The following is a 17,110-nucleotide window of genomic DNA, read 5'->3' as shown; positions in this document are numbered from 1 at the left end:
GCCTCAGGCATTGCGGGCGCCGGGAGCGGTGTCCCGCAGATAGGTGAGGGCGGCCTGCGCGCCGCCGGCCTTGTGCGGCACCTTGGCAAGGCCGAGGGCCATCTCGACGCCGGACAGCGTGCCCATCAGCATCAGGTCATTGAAGTCGCCGAGATGGCCGATGCGGAACACCTTGCCCGCGACCTTGGTGAGGCCCTGGCCCAGCGACATGTTGAAGTTCTCCAGCGCCACCTTGCGGAAGGCGTCCGCGTCGTGGCCTTCGGGCATGACGATGGCCGTCAGCGAGCCCGAATAGGCCGTGGGATCGCTGCACAGGATTTCGAGGCCCCAGGCGGTGACGGCCGTGCGGGTCGCCTCGGCATGACGTGCGTGGCGGGCGAACACGGCGTCGAGTCCCTCTTCGAGCAGCATGTCGCAGGCCTCGTTGAGGCCGTAGAGCAGGTTGGTGGCGGGCGTGTAGGGGAACCATCCGTTGGCGTTGGCCGTCAGCATCTCGTCCCAGGCCCAGAACGCCTTCACCATCTTCGAGGCCTTGGACGCCGCGATCGCCTTCTCGCTCAGCGCATTGAAGGAGAGGCCGGGGGGCAGCATCAGGCCCTTCTGGGAGCCGGCCACCGTGACGTCGACGCCCCAGGCGTCGTGGCGATAGTCGATCGACCCCAGCGAGGAGATCGTGTCGACCAGCAGGAGGGCGGGGTGCCTGGCCGCGTCGATGGCGCGGCGGACCGCGGAGATGTCGCTCACGACGCCCGTGGAGGTCTCGTTGTGGACGATGCAGACCGCCTTGATGGCGTGGCCGGTGTCTTCCTTCAGGCGCTTTTCGATCGCCGCCGGATCGGCCGGCTTGCGCCAGTCGCCACCCAAGAATTCGGATTTGATTCCAAGCTTGTCGGCCATCTTCTTCCAAAGAGAAGCGAAGTGGCCGGTCTCCCACATCAGCACCAGGTCGTCGGGCGAGAGCGTGTTCACGAGGGCGGCTTCCCAGGCTCCGGTTCCAGATGCGGGATAGACGATAACCGGTTGTTTTGTCTGGAAAACCTGTCGAACGGAGCGAAGCACCTTTTTGGCCAGCGCGTTGAACTCAGGCCCCCGGTGATCGATCGTCGGATAATCCATTGCACGAAGAACGCGGTCCGGAACGTTGGTCGGACCGGGAATTTGCAGGAAATGACGTCCGCTAGGATGGGAGTTCAGGCGCATGTCGTGAGGTCCTTTCGGCTTGCTGTTGCATTTTGTATACAATATGCCATAGTGAGTCCAGAGAAGATGGATGGTTCAAGTTTCCCGATCGCACGTCTGACGCTGCCCGAGGCGGCGGCCGAGCGCCTGCGCGCGCTGATCGTCGAAGGCGATCTGGCGCCGGGCGCCAAGCTCAACGAGCGCGAACTCAGCGAACGGCTGGGCGTCTCACGGACGCCTCTCCGGGAGGCCTTCCGTATGCTGGCCGCCGATGGGTTGCTGGTTCAGCTTCCCAACCGCGGCGCCCAGGTCGTGGCCCTGTCGCGCGAAGACGTGCGGGACGCCTTCGAGGTGATGGGGGCGCTGGAAGGGTTGGCGGGCGAACTGGCCGTCGCGCGTGTGACCGACGCCGACGTTGCGGATTTGCGCGTGCTGCAGGCGCAAATGGAAAGCGCGCACGCCGCGCGGGACCTGCCGGCCTATTACCGGGTCAACCGCGCCATCCACGACCGGCTCAACGCCATCGCCGGCAACGCGGTGCTGGGCCAGACCTACCGCACGCTCAATGCGCGGCTGCATGCGCTCAGATTTCGTTCCAACCTGAATCCGGCCAAGTGGGATCTGGCCGTCTCTGAACATCGGTCCATGATTGCAGCCCTTGCCGCGCGTGACGGCGCTGCGCTACGTGGTCTGCTCGTCGGGCATCTGCGTGCCAAGCAGCAGGCGGTCCTCGATTCAATGGACAACAGAGACGACAAGAACCTTCAGGGAGGAACAGAACCATGACGACGACCTTCTCCACGTCGCGCCGCAAGGCTCTCAAGCTTGGCCTGGCCGCCACCCTGGCGGCCCCCGCCGTGGCCCGCGCCCAGCAGGGATGGCCGAGCGGCCCGATCACCTGGGTCAACCCGTTCCCGGCGGGCGGCGGCACCGACGTCTTTGCCCGTCCGCTGGCCGCCCAGGTCGGCGAGCAACTGGGCGTCCAGATCCTGATCGACAACAAGGGCGGCGCGGGTGGCACGGTGGGCGCCTCTCAGGCGGCCAAGATGAAGCCTGACGGCCAGACCTTCTTCGTCGGCGCGATCCATCACACGATCGCCCCGTCCGTCTACAAGAACCTCGACTACGATCTCGAGAAGAACTTCGAGCCGATCACCATGATCGCGCTGGTCCCGCAGGTGATCTCGATCAACCCGAACAAGGTACCGGCAAAGACCGCGGCCGAGTTCATCGCCTATCTGAAGGCCAATCCGAACAAGGTGAACTACGCCTCGGCCGGTGCCGGCACCGCGCATCACCTCGCCGGCGAGCTGTTCAAGCTCGAGACCAAGACCGAGATCGTCCACGTGCCCTATCGTGGCGCGGGCCCGGCCATGCAGGACCTGCTGGCTGGCAACGCCGACATGATGTTCGACGGCATGGGCACGTCGGCTCAGCAGATCAAGGCCGGCAAGCTCGTGGGCCTTGCGGTCGCCACGGACAAGCGCGTGCCCGAATTCCCCGACATGCCGACGGCCGCCGAGATCGGCGTGCCCGCGTGGATCGTGTCGACCTGGTACGGGGTGTGGGCCATCAAGGGCACGCCGCAGCCGATCGTGAAGCGCATGTACGACGAGATCGTGAAGGCGCTGGCCAACCCCAAGCTGCAGACGATCTGGAAGGAGCAGCTGGCGCAGGTCGGCGGCGAGTCCCCGGCCGACTTCGCCAAGCGCATTCGTGCCGAGATCGAGAAGTGGCAGAAGGTCGTCGCGGCGGCCGGGGTCAAGCTCGACTAGGATGACGAGCATGCTCCGATGAACCTGCCTCGGGTAGCGATCACTCTGCCTTCTCCCTCCGCGCCTGGCGCGGAGGGAGAAGGCGCCATCGGATGCCATCGGACATGAGCAAGCTCGAACAAAATCTGCGCCGCAGCCTCAAGGGAGATGTCCTGTTCGACAGGGCCTCCCGCGGCCGCTACTCGACCGACGCGTCGATCTACCAGATCGAGCCGGTGGGCGTGGTCGTGCCGCGCGACGAGGCCGATCTCGCGCTGGCCGTCGACGTGGCGCGCGACGCCAAGGCGGCGATCCTGCCGCGCGGCGCGGGCACCTCGCAGTGCGGCCAGACCGTCGGCGACGCGCTGGTGATCGACTGCTCGAAGTACCTGCGCGAGATCGTGGGCTTCGACAAGAACAAGTCCCAGGTGACGGTCCAGCCGGGCGTCGTGCTCGACCAGCTCAACGCCTGGCTGAAGCCGCACGGGCTCTGGTATCCGGTCGATGTCTCGACCTCGGCGCAGTGCACGCTGGGCGGCATGGCCGGCAACAATTCCTGCGGCTCGCGGTCGATCCGCTACGGCAACATGGTGCACAACGTGGCATCGATCGATGCGCTGCTGGCGAACGGCCAGCGGGCACGCTTCGGGTCGGCGCGTCCGGAGCACATGCCCGAGGGCGTGCGCGCCATCGCCGACAAGGTCGCGGAACTCGCCTTTGCCGAGCGCGACGAGATCGAGCGCATGTATCCGCGCGTGCTGCGTCGGGTCGGCGGGTACAATCTCGACATCTTCTTTCCGCAGTCGGAGCGGCCCTACACGACCGACAATTCGGTGAACCTCGCGCACCTGCTGGTCGGCAGCGAGGGCACGCTGGCGGTGACCGAGCGGCTCACGCTCAATCTCGCGCCGCTGCCGAAGCACAAGACCCTGGGCGTCGTGAACTTCCCCAGCTTCTACAAGGCGATGGACAGCGCCCAGCACATCGTGAAGCTGAATCCGGCCGCCGTTGAGCTGGTCGATCGCACGATGATCGAGCTGGCGCGCGCCAATCCGGCCTTCCGGCCGGTCATCGAGCGGGCGCTGATCGGCAAGCCCGAGGCCATCCTGCTGGTCGAGTTTGCGGGCGAGGAGCGAGAGGCGCAGCTGCGCGACCTCACGCGTCTCGTCGAGCTGATGGCCGATCTCGGCCTGCCCGGCAGCGTCGTGGAGATGCCCGAGCCCAGGCCGCAGTCGGAACTGTGGGAAGTCCGCAAGGCCGGCCTCAACATCATGATGTCGATGAAGGGCGACGGTAAGCCGGTATCCTTCATCGAGGATTGCGCCGTTCCGCTCGAGCATCTCGCGGACTACACGCAGCGTCTCACGGACGTGTTCGGCAAGCACGGCACGCGCGGCACCTGGTACGCCCATGCCTCCGTGGGCACCCTGCACGTGCGACCGATCCTCGACATGCGCCGCGAGGGCGCCGAGAAGATGCGGGCGATCGCCGAGGAGGCCTCGGCGCTGGTGCGTGAATACAAGGGCGCTTTCTCGGGCGAGCACGGCGATGGGCTGGTGCGCTCGGAATGGGTCGCGTGGCAGTTCGGGCCGCGCCTCACGAAGGCGTTCGAGACGGTCAAGGACCTGTTCGATCCCGAAAACATCCTGAACCCGGGCAAGATCGTGCGGCCCTCGCGCATGGACGATCGCTCGCTGTTCCGCTTCAAGCCGGGATACGAATCGATCAAGTACGAGCCGGCGCTCGACTGGTCGGCGTGGAACGTCCAGACCGATCCGGTCACCGAGATCTCGACGGCCCCCGGCACCGGTGGCGATCTGGCCGGCGGCTTCGCGAAGGCCGCCGAGATGTGCAACAACAACGGCCATTGCCGGAAGTTCGACGCCGGCACCATGTGCCCGTCCTTCCGCGTGACGCGCGACGAGAAGCACCTGACGCGCGGGCGCGCCAACACGCTTCGCCTGGCCTTGTCCGGCCAGCTCGGATCCGAGGGGCTGCGTTCCGATTCCGTCGCGGCGGCGATGGACCTGTGCGTGAGCTGCAAGGGCTGCAAGCGCGACTGCCCGACCGGCGTCGACATGGCGCGCATGAAGATCGAGGTGAAGTCGGCACGCCGCATGGCCAAGGGCCTGAGCTGGCGCGACCGGCTGATCGGCGCCACGCCGTCGATGGCACCGTGGGCGCGCCGCCTGCCGTGGCTGTTCAACGCCGCCTGGTTCGTTCAGTCATACCTCGGCTTCGCCAAGCAGCGCCGACTGCCTCAGTGGCGCGGCGATACGTTCCTGTCGACTACCGATGTCGACGACGGGCACGGCGAGCCGACCGTGGTGATCTTCGCCGATACTTTCTCCAACAATTTCGAACCTGAGATCCTTCACGCCGCGCGTCGCGTGCTGGCGGCGGCCGGCCATCGCGTGGCGGTGGCGTGGCCCACCCTAGGTGCGCCGGCGCTTTGCTGCGGCCGTACCTATCTGGCGACCGGCCAGGTCGAGCGGGCGAGGGCGGAGGCGCGGCGCACGCTGAACGCGCTGCTGCCCTTTGCGCAGAAGGGCGTACCTATCGTCGGCCTGGAACCTTCCTGCCTGTTCACGATGCGGGACGAGTTCCTGGCAATGGGCCTCGGTGAGGATGCCGATCTGGTCGCGGCGCATGCCGTTCTGTTCGAGGAATTCCTGGCGCGCGAGCAGAAGGCGGGGCGCCTCGACCTGGCGCTCCGGCCCCTGTCGGAAAGGAAGGCGCTGCTTCACGGCCACTGCCACCAGAAGGCCTTCGGCGCCATGAGCGCCGTGCAGGAAGTGCTGTCGCTGGTGCCGGACCTCGCCGTGACGCCCATCGAATCGAGCTGCTGCGGCATGGCCGGCAGCTTTGGCTATGAGGCCGAGCACTACGAGACCTCCATCGCGATGGCCGAGCTTTCGCTGCTGCCGGCCGTGCGCAAGGCCGATGCCGGGACGCTGGTCGTCGCCGACGGCACCTCTTGCCGGCACCAGATTGCCGACGGGGCGGACCGGCAGGCGATACACGTGGCGCAGGTTCTGGAGCGCGCTCTGGCGTGATCCAATTGCGGCGGCGGCGGGCGTGTGGCACGGTCCGCGGCCTATGAGAAACCCAAGAAATCCCTATTCCAGCGCCGAAATCGACCGTGCCAGCCATGAGCGCGAAGACGATGAACGGATGATCGAACTGGCCTCCTCGGGGGCCGCCCGCTTCGTGCCGATCGACACGGAGAAGAACCTCGTGAAGACCGGGGGCAACCCCGAAGCCGTGTTCCTCCAGGGCATGATGGGACGCGCCGTCGCCAATTCGAGCGACGTCCAGATCTTCCTGGGCTACGTCGAAGGCACGCCGTACTTCGCCGTCGATGTGACCGGCAAGGACGTACCGCTCAAGGACCTGGGCGAGTTCGTCGACCTGCGCCAGGTCGGGCCTCTGCTGTTTGCCCGCGAAGGGTCGATCCTCGCCTACGCGCGCGGCATGACCTACTGGCACCGCCGCCATCGCTATTGCGGCGTCTGCGGCGCCACGACGAAGGTCACGCGCGGCGGGCACGTGCGCATGTGTACCAACGAGAACTGCAAGACCGAGACCTTCCCGCGCACCGATCCCGCGGTGATCATGCTTGTCCATCATGGCGACAAGTGCCTGCTGGGGCGCGGCAAGCATTTTCCGCGCGGCATGCACTCGACGCTGGCGGGCTTCGTCGAGCCCGGCGAGAGCTTCGAGGATGCCGTGGCGCGCGAGGTCTACGAGGAAGTGAAAGTCCGGGTGAAGGACGTGGTCTATCGCTCGTCCCAGCCCTGGCCGTTCCCGGCCTCGGTGATGATCGGTTTCCACGCCGAGGCCGAATCGATGGACTTCAGCGTGAACGAGTCCGAGCTGGAGAGCGCGCGCTGGATGAGCCGCGAGGAACTGCGCACCGAGAACCTGCCGAAGGACGGCTCCTTCTTCATGCCGCGGCGCGATTCGATCGCCCGCCGCCTGATCGAGGAATGGCTGGGCCATGAGGCCGGACCTTCCGTCAACGGCTGATCTTTTCGAGGAGTCCCATGACCGCCCAACTCTTCACCCCGGTCGAGCTCGGGGGCGTCACGCTCCCCAATCGCATCATCGTCTCGCCGATGTGCCAGTACTCGGCCGTCGATGGCAGCGCCCAGCCCTGGCACCAGGTGCACTACGGCATGCTGGCGATGTCGGGCGCTGGCCTGCTGTGCCTCGAGGCCACTCATGTCGAGCGCGAGGGCCGCATCACCCAAGGGTGCCTCGGCCTCTACAGCGACGAAAACGAGGCGGCGCTGAAGCCGGTCATCGACTGGATTCGCGGCTGGATGCCCGGCGTGAAGCTGGGCGTGCAGCTCGCCCATGCCGGCCGCAAGGCGTCGGCGCAGCGCCCGTGGAAGGGCGGCGGTCCGCTGACCCAGGCCGACGCGCCCGATCTTCCCTGGACGACCTACGGCCCTTCGGCGCTGGCCTACGATCCGGAAAAAAACTGGCACACGCCGGTCGCCCTCGACTCCGTCAGCCTCAAGCGCGTGAAGCAGGCCTTCGTCGAGGCCGCCGAGCGCAGCCTTCGCCTCGGCTTCGACGTGGTCGAACTGCACGGCGCCCATGGCTACCTGCTCAGCCAGTTCCTGTCGCCGCTCAGCAACCAGCGCACCGACGAGTATGGCGGCAGCGCCGAGAAGCGCCGGCGCTTTCCGCTCGAAGTGTTCGAGGCCGTACGCAGGATGTGGCCCACGGACAAGGCGCTGGGCATGCGGCTCTCGGCCGTCGAATGGGTCGAGGGCGGGGTCACCATCGAGGACACGGTCGAGACGGCCCGCCAGCTCAAGGCGCTCGGCTGCGATTTCGTAGACGTCAGTTCGGGCGGCAACGCGCCGGGCCAGAAAATCACGCTGGGTCCCGGCTATCATGTCCCGTTCGCGGCCAGGGTCCGCAAGGAAGCCGGCATCAAGACCTGGGCGGTCGGTCTCATCACCGAGCCTGAGCAGGCGGAGAAGATCATCGCTTCCGGCGAAGCCGATTGCACGGCGCACGCGCGCCCCTTCCTGCTCGACCCGCGCTGGGCGTGGAACGCGGCGCGGACGCTGGGTGTGGAAACGCCGCCCTTGCCGTTGCCTGCGGCGCGGGCGACAACGATCCTGCCGTTCAAGCCTCGGCCCTCGATGGCGAAGGCGGCGGAATAGGGCTGCCGGATGTCGAGTGTTCTGCTGGCTGAAGACGAGTTCCTGATCCGCGCCGTTCTGGTCGATTCGCTGGCCGACGTCGGCATCGAGTGCATCGAGGCGGCGACCGGCCAGGAGGCGATCGACGTGGTGCGCGGGGATCAGCCGCTGATCGCGATCATCGTCGATATCGGCCTGCCGGACATGTCCGGCGAGAAGGTCATCGAAGCGGCGGCGCAGCACCGGCCTGACGTTCCGATCATCCGCTGTTCGGGCGCGTCGGCGCCGAGCAGCCTGCCGCCCGGGATCGCGATGCATTCGTTTCCCAAGCCCTATAGCCCGTCCGAACTGTCGAACTTCGTGGCTTCCCTCGTCCGAAAGGGATAGAGGGCGCACGTGCGGCGACTCCTGAAACTCCAGACCTGGACGCTGCGCGGCACGACCGCGGCCGATGCATCATTTGTCCTGCTGGCCGCTACCGTCCTCGTTCCGCTGGTGCTTTTCGCCGGCGCCAGCTGGATGGCCTATGGTGAGACACAGCGCCAGTACGAGGAGCGGGTTTCGCGGACACTCGACCTGCTCTATGTGGGTGCCCGCGCCACCTTCGAGACCCAGCAGCTTGTCGTCAGCAACGTGCTGGGTCTGATCGACGATTTCAGCGACGGCGAGATCCGGCAGAACGAAGCCCGGCTGCACGAACAGCTCCAGCATCTGGTGCGGAGACTGCCGCAGGTCGAGGATGTGTTCGTCCTCGACAGGAACGGGCTGCCGCTCGTGGCGGCCAATGTTTACCCATTGCCGGCCAATGTCTCGGCTGCCGACCGACCATACTTCATCGCCCATCGCGACGGCAGGGAAGCGCGCTACGTAAGCGAGACGTTCCGTAGCCGGATCAAGGGCTCCGAGATCTTCCAGTACAGCGAACGACGACTGAGGCCGGACGGCGGCTTCGACGGAGTCGTGCTTGTGGCGATCCCGCCCGCCTATTTCGGCAAGCTGTTCGAGCAGGCCGCCGAGGCCGACCACTATACGACGTCCCTCATCCGCGCCGATGGGGAACTGTTGGCGCGCTTCCCTGCCTACACCGGGAGCGTGACGCGCCTTGAAGCCAGTTCGAGCTTCATGCGGGCGATCGCCGCCAGTCCAGACGGCGGCCGCTACAGCACTCCCAGCGGCGCCTTCGATGGCATCGCGCGAACCGTGGTCTATCGAAAGTTGCCGGACCTGCCGGTCTATGTCGCGGTCGGTGTCGCCCGGGACGCCATGTTGCAGGCCTGGCTGCACCGAATGGGTTCGCATCTGCTGTTCGGCCTGCCCGCCACCCTGGCACTGTTTGCGCTCGCCCTGCTCGCTTCCCGTCGAGCGGCACGGCAGGGAGAGACGCTCGAGCGGCTGCGCGAGGAGCAGATCAAGCGCACCGCGGCCGAGGAGAGCCTGCGCCAGTCGCAGAAGATGACCGCTGTCGGCCAGCTTACCGCCGGCATCGCGCACGATTTCAACAACCTGCTGACGGGCATCGGCGGGGCGATCGAGATGATCGGCCGCCGCGTGCCGGAGCCGACGCCGGAGGTGGTGCGCTTCCTCGAACTGGCGCGCACCGGCGTGGCCCGCGCCGCGACGCTCACGCAGCGCATGTTGGCCTTCTCACGGCAGCAGCCGCTGCAGATCGAGGCGATCGACGCCAACCGGCTGGTGACGGGCATGTCCGAACTGCTTCGCCGGACGCTGGGTGAGACCGTGCAGATCGAGACCGTGCTCAGCGGCGGCCTGTGGCGGGCCAAGGCCGATCCAACGCAGCTCGAGGCGGCCGTCCTCAATCTCGCGATCAATGCGCGTGACGCCATGCCGGGCGGCGGGACGCTTACGATCGAGACCGCGAACGCCCACCTCGACGATGCCTACGCGGCGGCCAACGCCGAAGTGACGCCGGGCCAGTTCGTGATGATCGCGGTGTCCGACACCGGCACGGGCATGGACCAGCAGACCATCGCCCGGGCTTTCGAACCCTTCTTCACCACCAAGGAACGCGGGCAGGGGACCGGCCTCGGTCTCAGCATGACCTTCGGCTACGTGAAGCAGATCGGCGGTCACCTGAAGATCTACAGCGAGCTGGGGCACGGAACGACCGTCAAGCTCTACCTGCCGCGGGCCCACATGGAGGTCAGAGCGCTCCCCGAACTGGCGCCGGCCGCCAGCGTTGCGTCCGGAACCGGACCGATCACGTTGGTCGTCGAGGACGATCCGGTCGTTCGCGATTTCGCGGTTGCCGCCTGTCGCGAGTGCGGCTGCAGCGTCTACGAGGCTGGCGACGGCGAGCAGGCGCTTCGGATATTGGAGCAGCACGGCGACATTCAGCTCCTCTTCACCGATGTAGGGCTGCCGGGCGGCATGAACGGCCGTCAACTGGCCGGCCTAGCAACGACGCGCCGCCCCGATCTCAAGGTCCTCTATATGACCGGATACACGGCCAACGCGATCGTGCATCACGGCGTGATCGATGCCGGGGTCAATTTCCTCGGCAAGCCGTTTTCCGTTTCCGCTCTGGCGGCCAAGATCAAGGGCATGGGCTTCTAGCGCCCGGCGCGTTATTTTCCGAGGGTCATGCCACCTGACGCGACCCCGTCCGAACGGACGTCAGATACCGCGCCCGCCGCACCGGTTTCGGCGGCTTCCGCGTCCCAGCCGCCGTCGGCGCCGGTCCCTGGTGCGAGCGCCGAAGCCTCCGCTGCGCCGGCGCCTGTTTCTCCGACCGGATCGGCAAGGCCTGAAGTCGAGACGAGCCGCCTCCATCGTCTGCTCACGGTCGGCGGCGCCATCCTCGGCCTGTTCATCCTCTACGAGGTGTTCACCTATTTCGTCGCCTATACCGACGATGCCTATGTCCGCTCCGACCTCGTGGCTGTGGCGCCCCAGGTGACGGGACAGATCATTGAGGTCCATGTCGTCGACAACCAGGAGGTCAAGATCGGCGACAAGCTGTTCACCATCGACCCGGAACCCTTCCAGCTCGTGGTCAACCAGTGGAAGGCCCAGATCGATCGTGCCGCCGCCCAGCTCAAGGTCGCACAGGAGGAACTGGCGGTCGCACAGGCGGCCCTGCAGGTCTCGACCTCGACCCATACCTACGCGGTACAGGAACAGAGCCGCTTCTCCGATCTCGCCAAACGCCAGTTCGCGCCCATCGCCGAACTCGACAGGGCCAACGATGCGTTACGGCGATCCCAAGCGGAGATGACGATGTCCACGGTCGCCATTGCCAAGGCGCAGACCGACATAGGTGCCCACCAGGCGGCGCTGGAACTGGCGCAGGCGCAACTGGCATCGGCCCAGTGGAATCTCGACCGCACCGTCGTCCATGCGCCGAACAACGGGCCGATCACCAACCTGACGGTCCGCAAGGGCGACATGGCCACGATCAACGTGCCGATCATCGGCATCGTCGATGCCGATGCCTGGCGCATCATGGCGAACTACAAGCAGTACTATATCCGCGACTTCAAGGTGGGCGACACCGCCTGGGTCTGGCTGGACAGCGCGCCATGGCATTTCCACAAGGGCCGCATCACCGGCATCGCCCGGGGCTTCAGCCGCAACCCCGGTGTCGACAAGCTCCTGCCCTACGTCGCGCCGACGACCGACTGGATCCGCCTGCAGCGCCGCATTCCGGTGACGATCGTGCTGGAGGACCTGCCGCCGGGCTACAAGCTGTACATGGGCGCCGACGCGCGCACCGTCATCTTCCCGTGATGCGCCTCGGCATCGCGCGCTACGGGCGGGCCGTCGCGGAGGACTTCCGCGAGGGCGCCCGGCTTCTCGACCGCACGCTCACCGGATTCTGGCGCGAACTGGCCGACATCGGCAGCCGGCCGGCGCAGTCGCGCATGGGCGTCGTGGCTGCCGTCTCGGTGGTGCTGACCACGAGCGTGGCGCTGCTGATGCAGCTCGATGCGCCTTGGTGGGCTGCGATCAGCGGATACATGTCCCTGATGTCGACCGGTGCGGGCTCCGTGCGGCGTGGTCTGCTTCGGCTGAGCGGCACCATTGCCGGCGCCTTTCTCGGCTTCGTCATGGGGCGCTGGCTTCTCTATGACCAGGTCGCGCTTTGCCTCTTTCTGGGCGCCGCCACCATGGTCGGCGTCGTGGCGGTACAGGTGAGTCCCCACGGGCTGGCGTGGCTCTTCATGGCGATCACCTCCAGCCTCGTCTTGCTGATGAGCCTCAACGATCCAACCACTGCCTTCCAGGTCGCCTGCAACCGCACGATCGACGTGGCGGTCGGCGTCTCCTGCGCGATGGTGACCGCCAAGGTCCTGCAGGACTGGCATGCCGAGCCGCCCCCGACGGCGCCGGGGTGGAGACACCTGCTCGGCGCACAGTGGCCGTCGGTGCTGCACGGGCTTCGGGCGGGCATTTCCGTGGTCACTGTGCTGATCGTGTGGACGATGGTCGACCTGCCGGACGTCGGAGAAATGGCGGTCACGATCGCCGTCGTCATGGCGGCTCCCCTCATTGCTGACGGGGGTACCTCGACGCGCCATCTCGTGGCGGAGAAGTCCTTCCATCGCTTCATGGGGTGTCTGCTGGGTGGGTTGGTAGCTCTGGCCTGCCTCGCCCTGCAGGTCGAATCGCTCTTCTGGTGGCTGGCCATGATCGGCGGAGTCGTTTGGGTCGGCATGCACATCCAGATGGGGCGTCACGGCATCCCCTATGTCGGGACGCAGTTCGCCTTCGTCTATGTCATCACGATGGTGCAGGGATTGGCGCCGCCAGAGAGCATCATGCCGGGCGTCGACCGCTTTGCCGGGATCACCGGCGGCCTCGGCATCCTGATGGTCGTGTCGCTGCTGCTGTGGCCGAACGACCAGGAACTGAAGAACGAACTCCGCTCCTGACGTATCCGGCGTGCCAACCTCCTCAAAGACCTATGCGCTCCGCACGACCGCTTAGTCCGCGCCTGCACTTGTTGGCGGGGGCGGGCAGGGTAAGTTCCCGGCAATGACTGAAAAAGCGCCCCCGCCGACCGACCGTATCCTGCGGGCGATTCTCTCGATCATCTTCTCGGTGCTGTGCTTTTCCGTCCTGAACGCCATGTCCAAGACGCTCAGCCAGACCTACCCGGTCATCGAGGTCATCTGGGGCCGCTACGTCTTCGCCTTCGTCTTCATGATGGCGATCTTCCTGCCGCGCGCCGGCATGGCTCTGTTTCGCTGGCACAACGTGCCCAGCCAGATCGTGCGCGGGCTGCTGCTGTTCTTCTCGTCGTTCCTCTATTTCCACGGCATCGTCGACATGCCGCTGGCGTCGGCGGCCTCGATCTCGCTCACCAGCCCGCTGATCGTGACGGCGCTGTCCGCGAAGTTCCTGGGCGAGCCGGTCGGCCCGAAGCGCTGGGCCGCCGTCATGGTGGGCTTCGTCGGGGCGCTGATCGTGGTGCGGCCGGGCTCCGCGCACTTCGAGTGGCATTCGCTCTGGATCGTCGGCAGCACGATCTGCAGCTCGCTCTATCAGCTCTTCTCGCGCCGCTACGGCCAGGCCGAGCGGCCCGATGCCTCGGCCACCATGGCCACGATCGTCGGTACTGTGGCGGCCCTGCCGATGCTGCCGTTCGAATGGGTTACGCCTGCCTTCGGCTGGCACTGGGTGCTGTTCGTCGGCATGGGCATCATGGCCGGTGTCGGCCATTACTTCCTGACCATCGCCTACAGCCAGGCGCCTGCAGCCGTGGTGGCACCCTTCAACTATGTGCAGCTGCTGGGCGCCGCGGCGCTCGGCTATCTCGTGTTCGGCGACTTTCCCGACTTCTGGACCTGGGCGGGCGCGGGCGTGATCATCTGCTCGGGCCTCTATCTCGGCCATATCGAGAGGCAGCGGCACAAGGCACTGATCAAGAAATAGCGCGCGTGGTCAGGAATTGACCTGAGGTCATTCTCTCGGCCGATGGGCGCGTTGCGCCATCGCTGCATTCCGGCGCTGGCACATCCCTTGCTTCGAAATCTGCAGCGCAGAATCGCGCTAGCGCGATTCTTCTCGGTTGGCGTGCCGGCACCTTTGAGGACGGTCGCGCCGAGTGGCGACCGACAAGGAGTTGTCAGTCGCAGAATCGCCAGAACCCACCAGTTCCAGTCCAGAAATCTCCGCTGCCCGAGGAGGCTCCCCATGTGTGATCGCATCGGCTGTACGCATTTCCCAGATCTCTCCCGAATGAACTTCGCTGCCGCTGCCGCTGCAGCGCCCTCGCGCCGAGGCTTCCTCAGGGGAGCCGCCGCCGTCGGCACGATCACCATGGCGGCGGGACCGGGCATGTTGCTGAGCGGCCCTGCTCATGCCGGGCCAGCGCTGAAGTCGACCCACGGCACCGGCTTCTGCAATCTCAACCTGTTCCTCGCCCATTCGCGCCAGTTCGCGAAGGCCGCCGGCACCGAACTGGTGTTCGTGAACACGCCGACCTCGGCCGAGATGGTGACCTTCCTCGGCATGGGCCAGGTCGATCTCGGCCTGATGCCCTACACCAGCTTCATGGCGCTCTACGATGCCGGCGCGCCGGTCAAGATCGTGGCCGGCGGCGGCGTCGAGGGCTGCGCGATCGTGGCGCGTCCGGGGCTCGATACGCCCGAGAAGCTCAAGGGCAAGACGCTCGGCACCTTCCAGCTCGATACGCTGGAGGTCATGCCCTACGACTATCTGAAGAAGAACAACATCTCCTTCAAGGACGTGAAGGTCCGCTACATGGGCAATACGCCGGAGGCCGTTGAGGCCTTCAAGGCCGGCGCCATCGACTGGATCTGCACGATCGAGCCCTACGCCACGGCGCTGGTGAACGACGTCAAGGGGGCGGTCATGCTGACCAACGGCGTCGACCTCTACGGCAAGGGCTATACCGACTGCGTGCTCGCCTCGCGCGCCAGCCTGATGAAGGACAATCCGGCCGGCCTCAAGGCGATCATCAAGAGCATGATGCAGGCCCAGCTCGAAGCCGAGACCAAGACCGACGACGTGCTGAAGGAGCTGGTCGGCAAATACTACAAGACCTCGATGGAGAACGCGAAGATCGCGCAGGGCAAGCAGCCGGCGATCGTCGATGCGCGCAGCCAGACCGACTTCATCCTGCAGCGCACCGACAGTGTCATGGAGATGGGCTACATCAAGAAGAAGCCCGGTCGAGACGCGATCGACTGGACGCTGCTGGAAGAGGTCATCAAGGAAAACCCGGACCTCTACGGCAAGCTCAAGTACAAGTCCGCCTGATGGCCGTCGTCACGCGTGACGGTGAAGCTGCGGGCCCCGCCGCCGGGACATCCCGCCCGGCGGCGGTCTCGCGCTTCTATACCGGCATGCTTAACCTCGAATGGTTGACCAAGGCCTGGTGGACCATCCTGTCGATCAGCCTGTTCGCCGGTATCTGGGAACTGTGCTGGGCGTTCGGCTGGGCCGACCCGAAGCTGCTGCCGCCGCCGCACATTTTCCTCGGGAATCTTGCGGAGCAGGGCAAGTTCTTCAACACCGCCACGCGCTGGCAGGTCGGTCAGGCGATGAACGCCGGCCCCTCGGCCTTCGAATCGGTGATGATCACGGTGGGCGCGACGACGGCCCGCGTGTTCGTCGGCCTTGCCATGGCCTCGGTGCTGGCGATCGGGATGGGCGTCCTGATCCGCTACTACCATTTCTTCGACAAGCTGGTGCTGCCGACCATCACGCTGCTGTCTCCGGTATCGCCCATCGCCTGGCTGCCGGTCGCCATCTTCCTGTTCGGCATCGGCAACGCACCCGCTATCTTCATGGTCGTAGTGGCGCTGTTCTTCCACATGGTGCTGGCCACCGTCGCCCAGATCGACGGCGTCAGCCCCAATTTCATCAACGTCGCGCGTACCATGGGCGCGTCGAAGCGACAGATCTACGGGCGCGTCATCGTGCCGGCCATCCTGCCCGGCATGCTGCAGGTTCTGCGGCTCAACCTGTTCGGCGCCTGGATGGTGGTGCTGGTCGCGGAATCGACGGGTGTCGGTTACGGCATGGGCCAGGTCATCATGCTGGCTCGCAACACCTTCAACCCGTCGCTGGTGTTTTTCACCATCGCGGTGATCGGTGTGCTGGGCTTCGCCTTCGACTGGCTGCTGCGCCAGGCCCAGCGGCGGATCCTCTATTGGCTGCCCGACACCAAGGAGAAGCTGCGTGGCCTTTGATGCACCGCCGACATTCTCGTCGAAGGACGCCGTGGTGTGCCGCGGCGTTGGCAAGACCTGGGCGGCCGGCACCAGGCGCGCCCATAATGCCCTGACCGGCATCGACCTCGATGTCGCACCGGGCGAGTTCGTGGTCTTCCTCGGGCCGTCGGGCTGCGGCAAGAGCACCTTGCTCTACCTGATCGCCGGCCTCGAGGACGCTACCGAGGGGCAGCTCTGGTCGTTCGGCGATCTTGTCGACACACCGTCGCCCGAGCGCAGCCTGATCTTCCAGGAGACCTCGCTCTTCCCTTGGCTGACCGTATGGGAAAACGTGAGCTTTGGCCTGTCGATCCGGGGGGCCGGCAAGGAGGAGCGCCGCAGCGTCGCGGCGGAAGCCCTGCAGCGCGTCGGTCTCAAGGCCGCCATGGACAAGAGGCCGGACGAACTGTCCGGCGGCATGCGCCAGAGGGTCGCCGTCGCCCGCGCGCTCGCCATGCGCCCCAAGGTCCTGTTGATGGACGAGCCGTTCGCGGCGCTGGACGTGCAGACGCGGGCCCGCATGCAGGATTTCCTGCTCGACGTCTGGCGCGATTCGGGCGCCTCGGTCCTGTTCGTCACCCATCACATCGACGAGGCGGTTGCGCTGGCCGACCGTGTCGTCGTCTTCACCTCGCGCCCGGGACGCATCAAGACCATCGTGCCGATCGACCTTCCGCGGCCCCGCAACCTTTTCTCGCGCGAGGCCGAGGAGCTCAGGATCCGGCTCACCGATCTCCTGCGCGACGAGGTCGACCGCGCCTTCGCCGAGCAGGAAGCGCTCGCCGTCACCGCCTGATACCATGACCCGCACCCA

At 66.3% G+C, this 17,110-nt stretch carries 14 protein-coding genes; 13 read left to right on the top strand and 1 reads right to left on the bottom strand.

Features of this window, described 5'->3' with window-relative positions:
• Window positions 1–3: 3 nt before the first annotated feature.
• Complete coding sequence (locus LJ725_RS04675; RefSeq protein ID WP_230549445.1) at window positions 4–1,200, bottom strand: pyridoxal-phosphate-dependent aminotransferase family protein; 1,197 nt, start codon at window positions 1,198–1,200, stop codon at window positions 4–6.
• Window positions 1,201–1,266: 66 nt separating this feature from the next.
• On the opposite strand from LJ725_RS04675, the gene LJ725_RS04670 reads away from it, so the two are divergent.
• The 13 genes from LJ725_RS04670 (at window position 1,267) to LJ725_RS04610 (ending at window position 17,092) form a co-directional block, all read left to right on the top strand.
• Window positions 1,267–1,965, top strand: a complete 699-nt coding sequence (locus LJ725_RS04670; RefSeq protein ID WP_230549444.1) for a GntR family transcriptional regulator — start codon at window positions 1,267–1,269, stop codon at window positions 1,963–1,965.
• A complete protein-coding gene (locus tag LJ725_RS04665; protein WP_230549443.1) occupies window positions 1,962–2,954 on the top strand; it encodes a Bug family tripartite tricarboxylate transporter substrate binding protein in 993 nt (330 codons plus the stop codon). The genes LJ725_RS04670 and LJ725_RS04665 overlap by 4 nt, the downstream gene beginning before the upstream one ends.
• 104 nt (window positions 2,955–3,058) lie before the next feature.
• Complete coding sequence (locus LJ725_RS04660) at window positions 3,059–5,989, top strand: FAD-binding and (Fe-S)-binding domain-containing protein (RefSeq protein WP_329958338.1); 2,931 nt, start codon at window positions 3,059–3,061, stop codon at window positions 5,987–5,989.
• Between the two features lie 118 nt (window positions 5,990–6,107).
• Window positions 6,108–6,962: an NAD(+) diphosphatase gene (gene nudC, locus LJ725_RS04655; RefSeq protein ID WP_230549441.1), complete on the top strand. Its 855-nt coding sequence runs from the start codon at window positions 6,108–6,110 to the stop codon at window positions 6,960–6,962.
• A gap of 17 nt (window positions 6,963–6,979) precedes the next feature.
• Window positions 6,980–8,116 carry an NADH:flavin oxidoreductase/NADH oxidase gene (locus LJ725_RS04650; RefSeq protein WP_230549440.1) on the top strand — a complete coding sequence of 379 codons (1,137 nt, stop codon included), beginning with the start codon at window positions 6,980–6,982 and terminating at the stop codon, window positions 8,114–8,116.
• A 9-nt stretch (window positions 8,117–8,125) separates the two neighbouring features.
• The gene (locus tag LJ725_RS04645; RefSeq protein WP_230549439.1) at window positions 8,126–8,482 is read left to right on the top strand and encodes a response regulator; all 357 of its coding nucleotides are present in this window, start codon (window positions 8,126–8,128) and stop codon (window positions 8,480–8,482) included.
• Window positions 8,483–8,491: 9 nt separating this feature from the next.
• The gene (locus LJ725_RS04640; protein ID WP_230549438.1) at window positions 8,492–10,669 is read left to right on the top strand and encodes an ATP-binding protein; all 2,178 of its coding nucleotides are present in this window, start codon (window positions 8,492–8,494) and stop codon (window positions 10,667–10,669) included.
• Between the two features lie 27 nt (window positions 10,670–10,696).
• Window positions 10,697–11,842, top strand: a complete 1,146-nt coding sequence (locus LJ725_RS04635; protein WP_230549437.1) for an HlyD family secretion protein — start codon at window positions 10,697–10,699, stop codon at window positions 11,840–11,842.
• Entirely contained in the window at window positions 11,842–12,987 is a 1,146-nt protein-coding gene (locus LJ725_RS04630) for an FUSC family protein (RefSeq protein WP_230549702.1), read from the top strand. Before LJ725_RS04635 ends, LJ725_RS04630 begins: the two co-directional genes overlap by 1 nt.
• A gap of 103 nt (window positions 12,988–13,090) precedes the next feature.
• On the top strand, window positions 13,091–13,990 hold the full coding sequence (locus tag LJ725_RS04625; RefSeq protein ID WP_230549436.1) for a DMT family transporter: 900 nt from the start codon (window positions 13,091–13,093) through the stop codon (window positions 13,988–13,990).
• A gap of 261 nt (window positions 13,991–14,251) precedes the next feature.
• The gene (locus LJ725_RS04620; protein ID WP_408015718.1) at window positions 14,252–15,340 is read left to right on the top strand and encodes an ABC transporter substrate-binding protein; all 1,089 of its coding nucleotides are present in this window, start codon (window positions 14,252–14,254) and stop codon (window positions 15,338–15,340) included.
• Complete coding sequence (locus LJ725_RS04615) at window positions 15,340–16,275, top strand: ABC transporter permease (RefSeq protein ID WP_230549434.1); 936 nt, start codon at window positions 15,340–15,342, stop codon at window positions 16,273–16,275. Before LJ725_RS04620 ends, LJ725_RS04615 begins: the two co-directional genes overlap by 1 nt.
• A complete protein-coding gene (locus tag LJ725_RS04610; protein ID WP_230549433.1) occupies window positions 16,265–17,092 on the top strand; it encodes an ABC transporter ATP-binding protein in 828 nt (275 codons plus the stop codon). The genes LJ725_RS04615 and LJ725_RS04610 overlap by 11 nt, the downstream gene beginning before the upstream one ends.
• The last annotated feature ends 18 nt before the right edge of the window (window positions 17,093–17,110 follow it).

Origin of the sequence: Reyranella aquatilis, assembly GCF_020880995.1 — a bacterium.
Taxonomy (GTDB): domain Bacteria; phylum Pseudomonadota; class Alphaproteobacteria; order Reyranellales; family Reyranellaceae; genus Reyranella; species Reyranella aquatilis.
The sequence above is the reverse complement of the archived record's forward strand: the minus strand, read 5'-3'. Positions and strand labels throughout refer to the sequence as shown.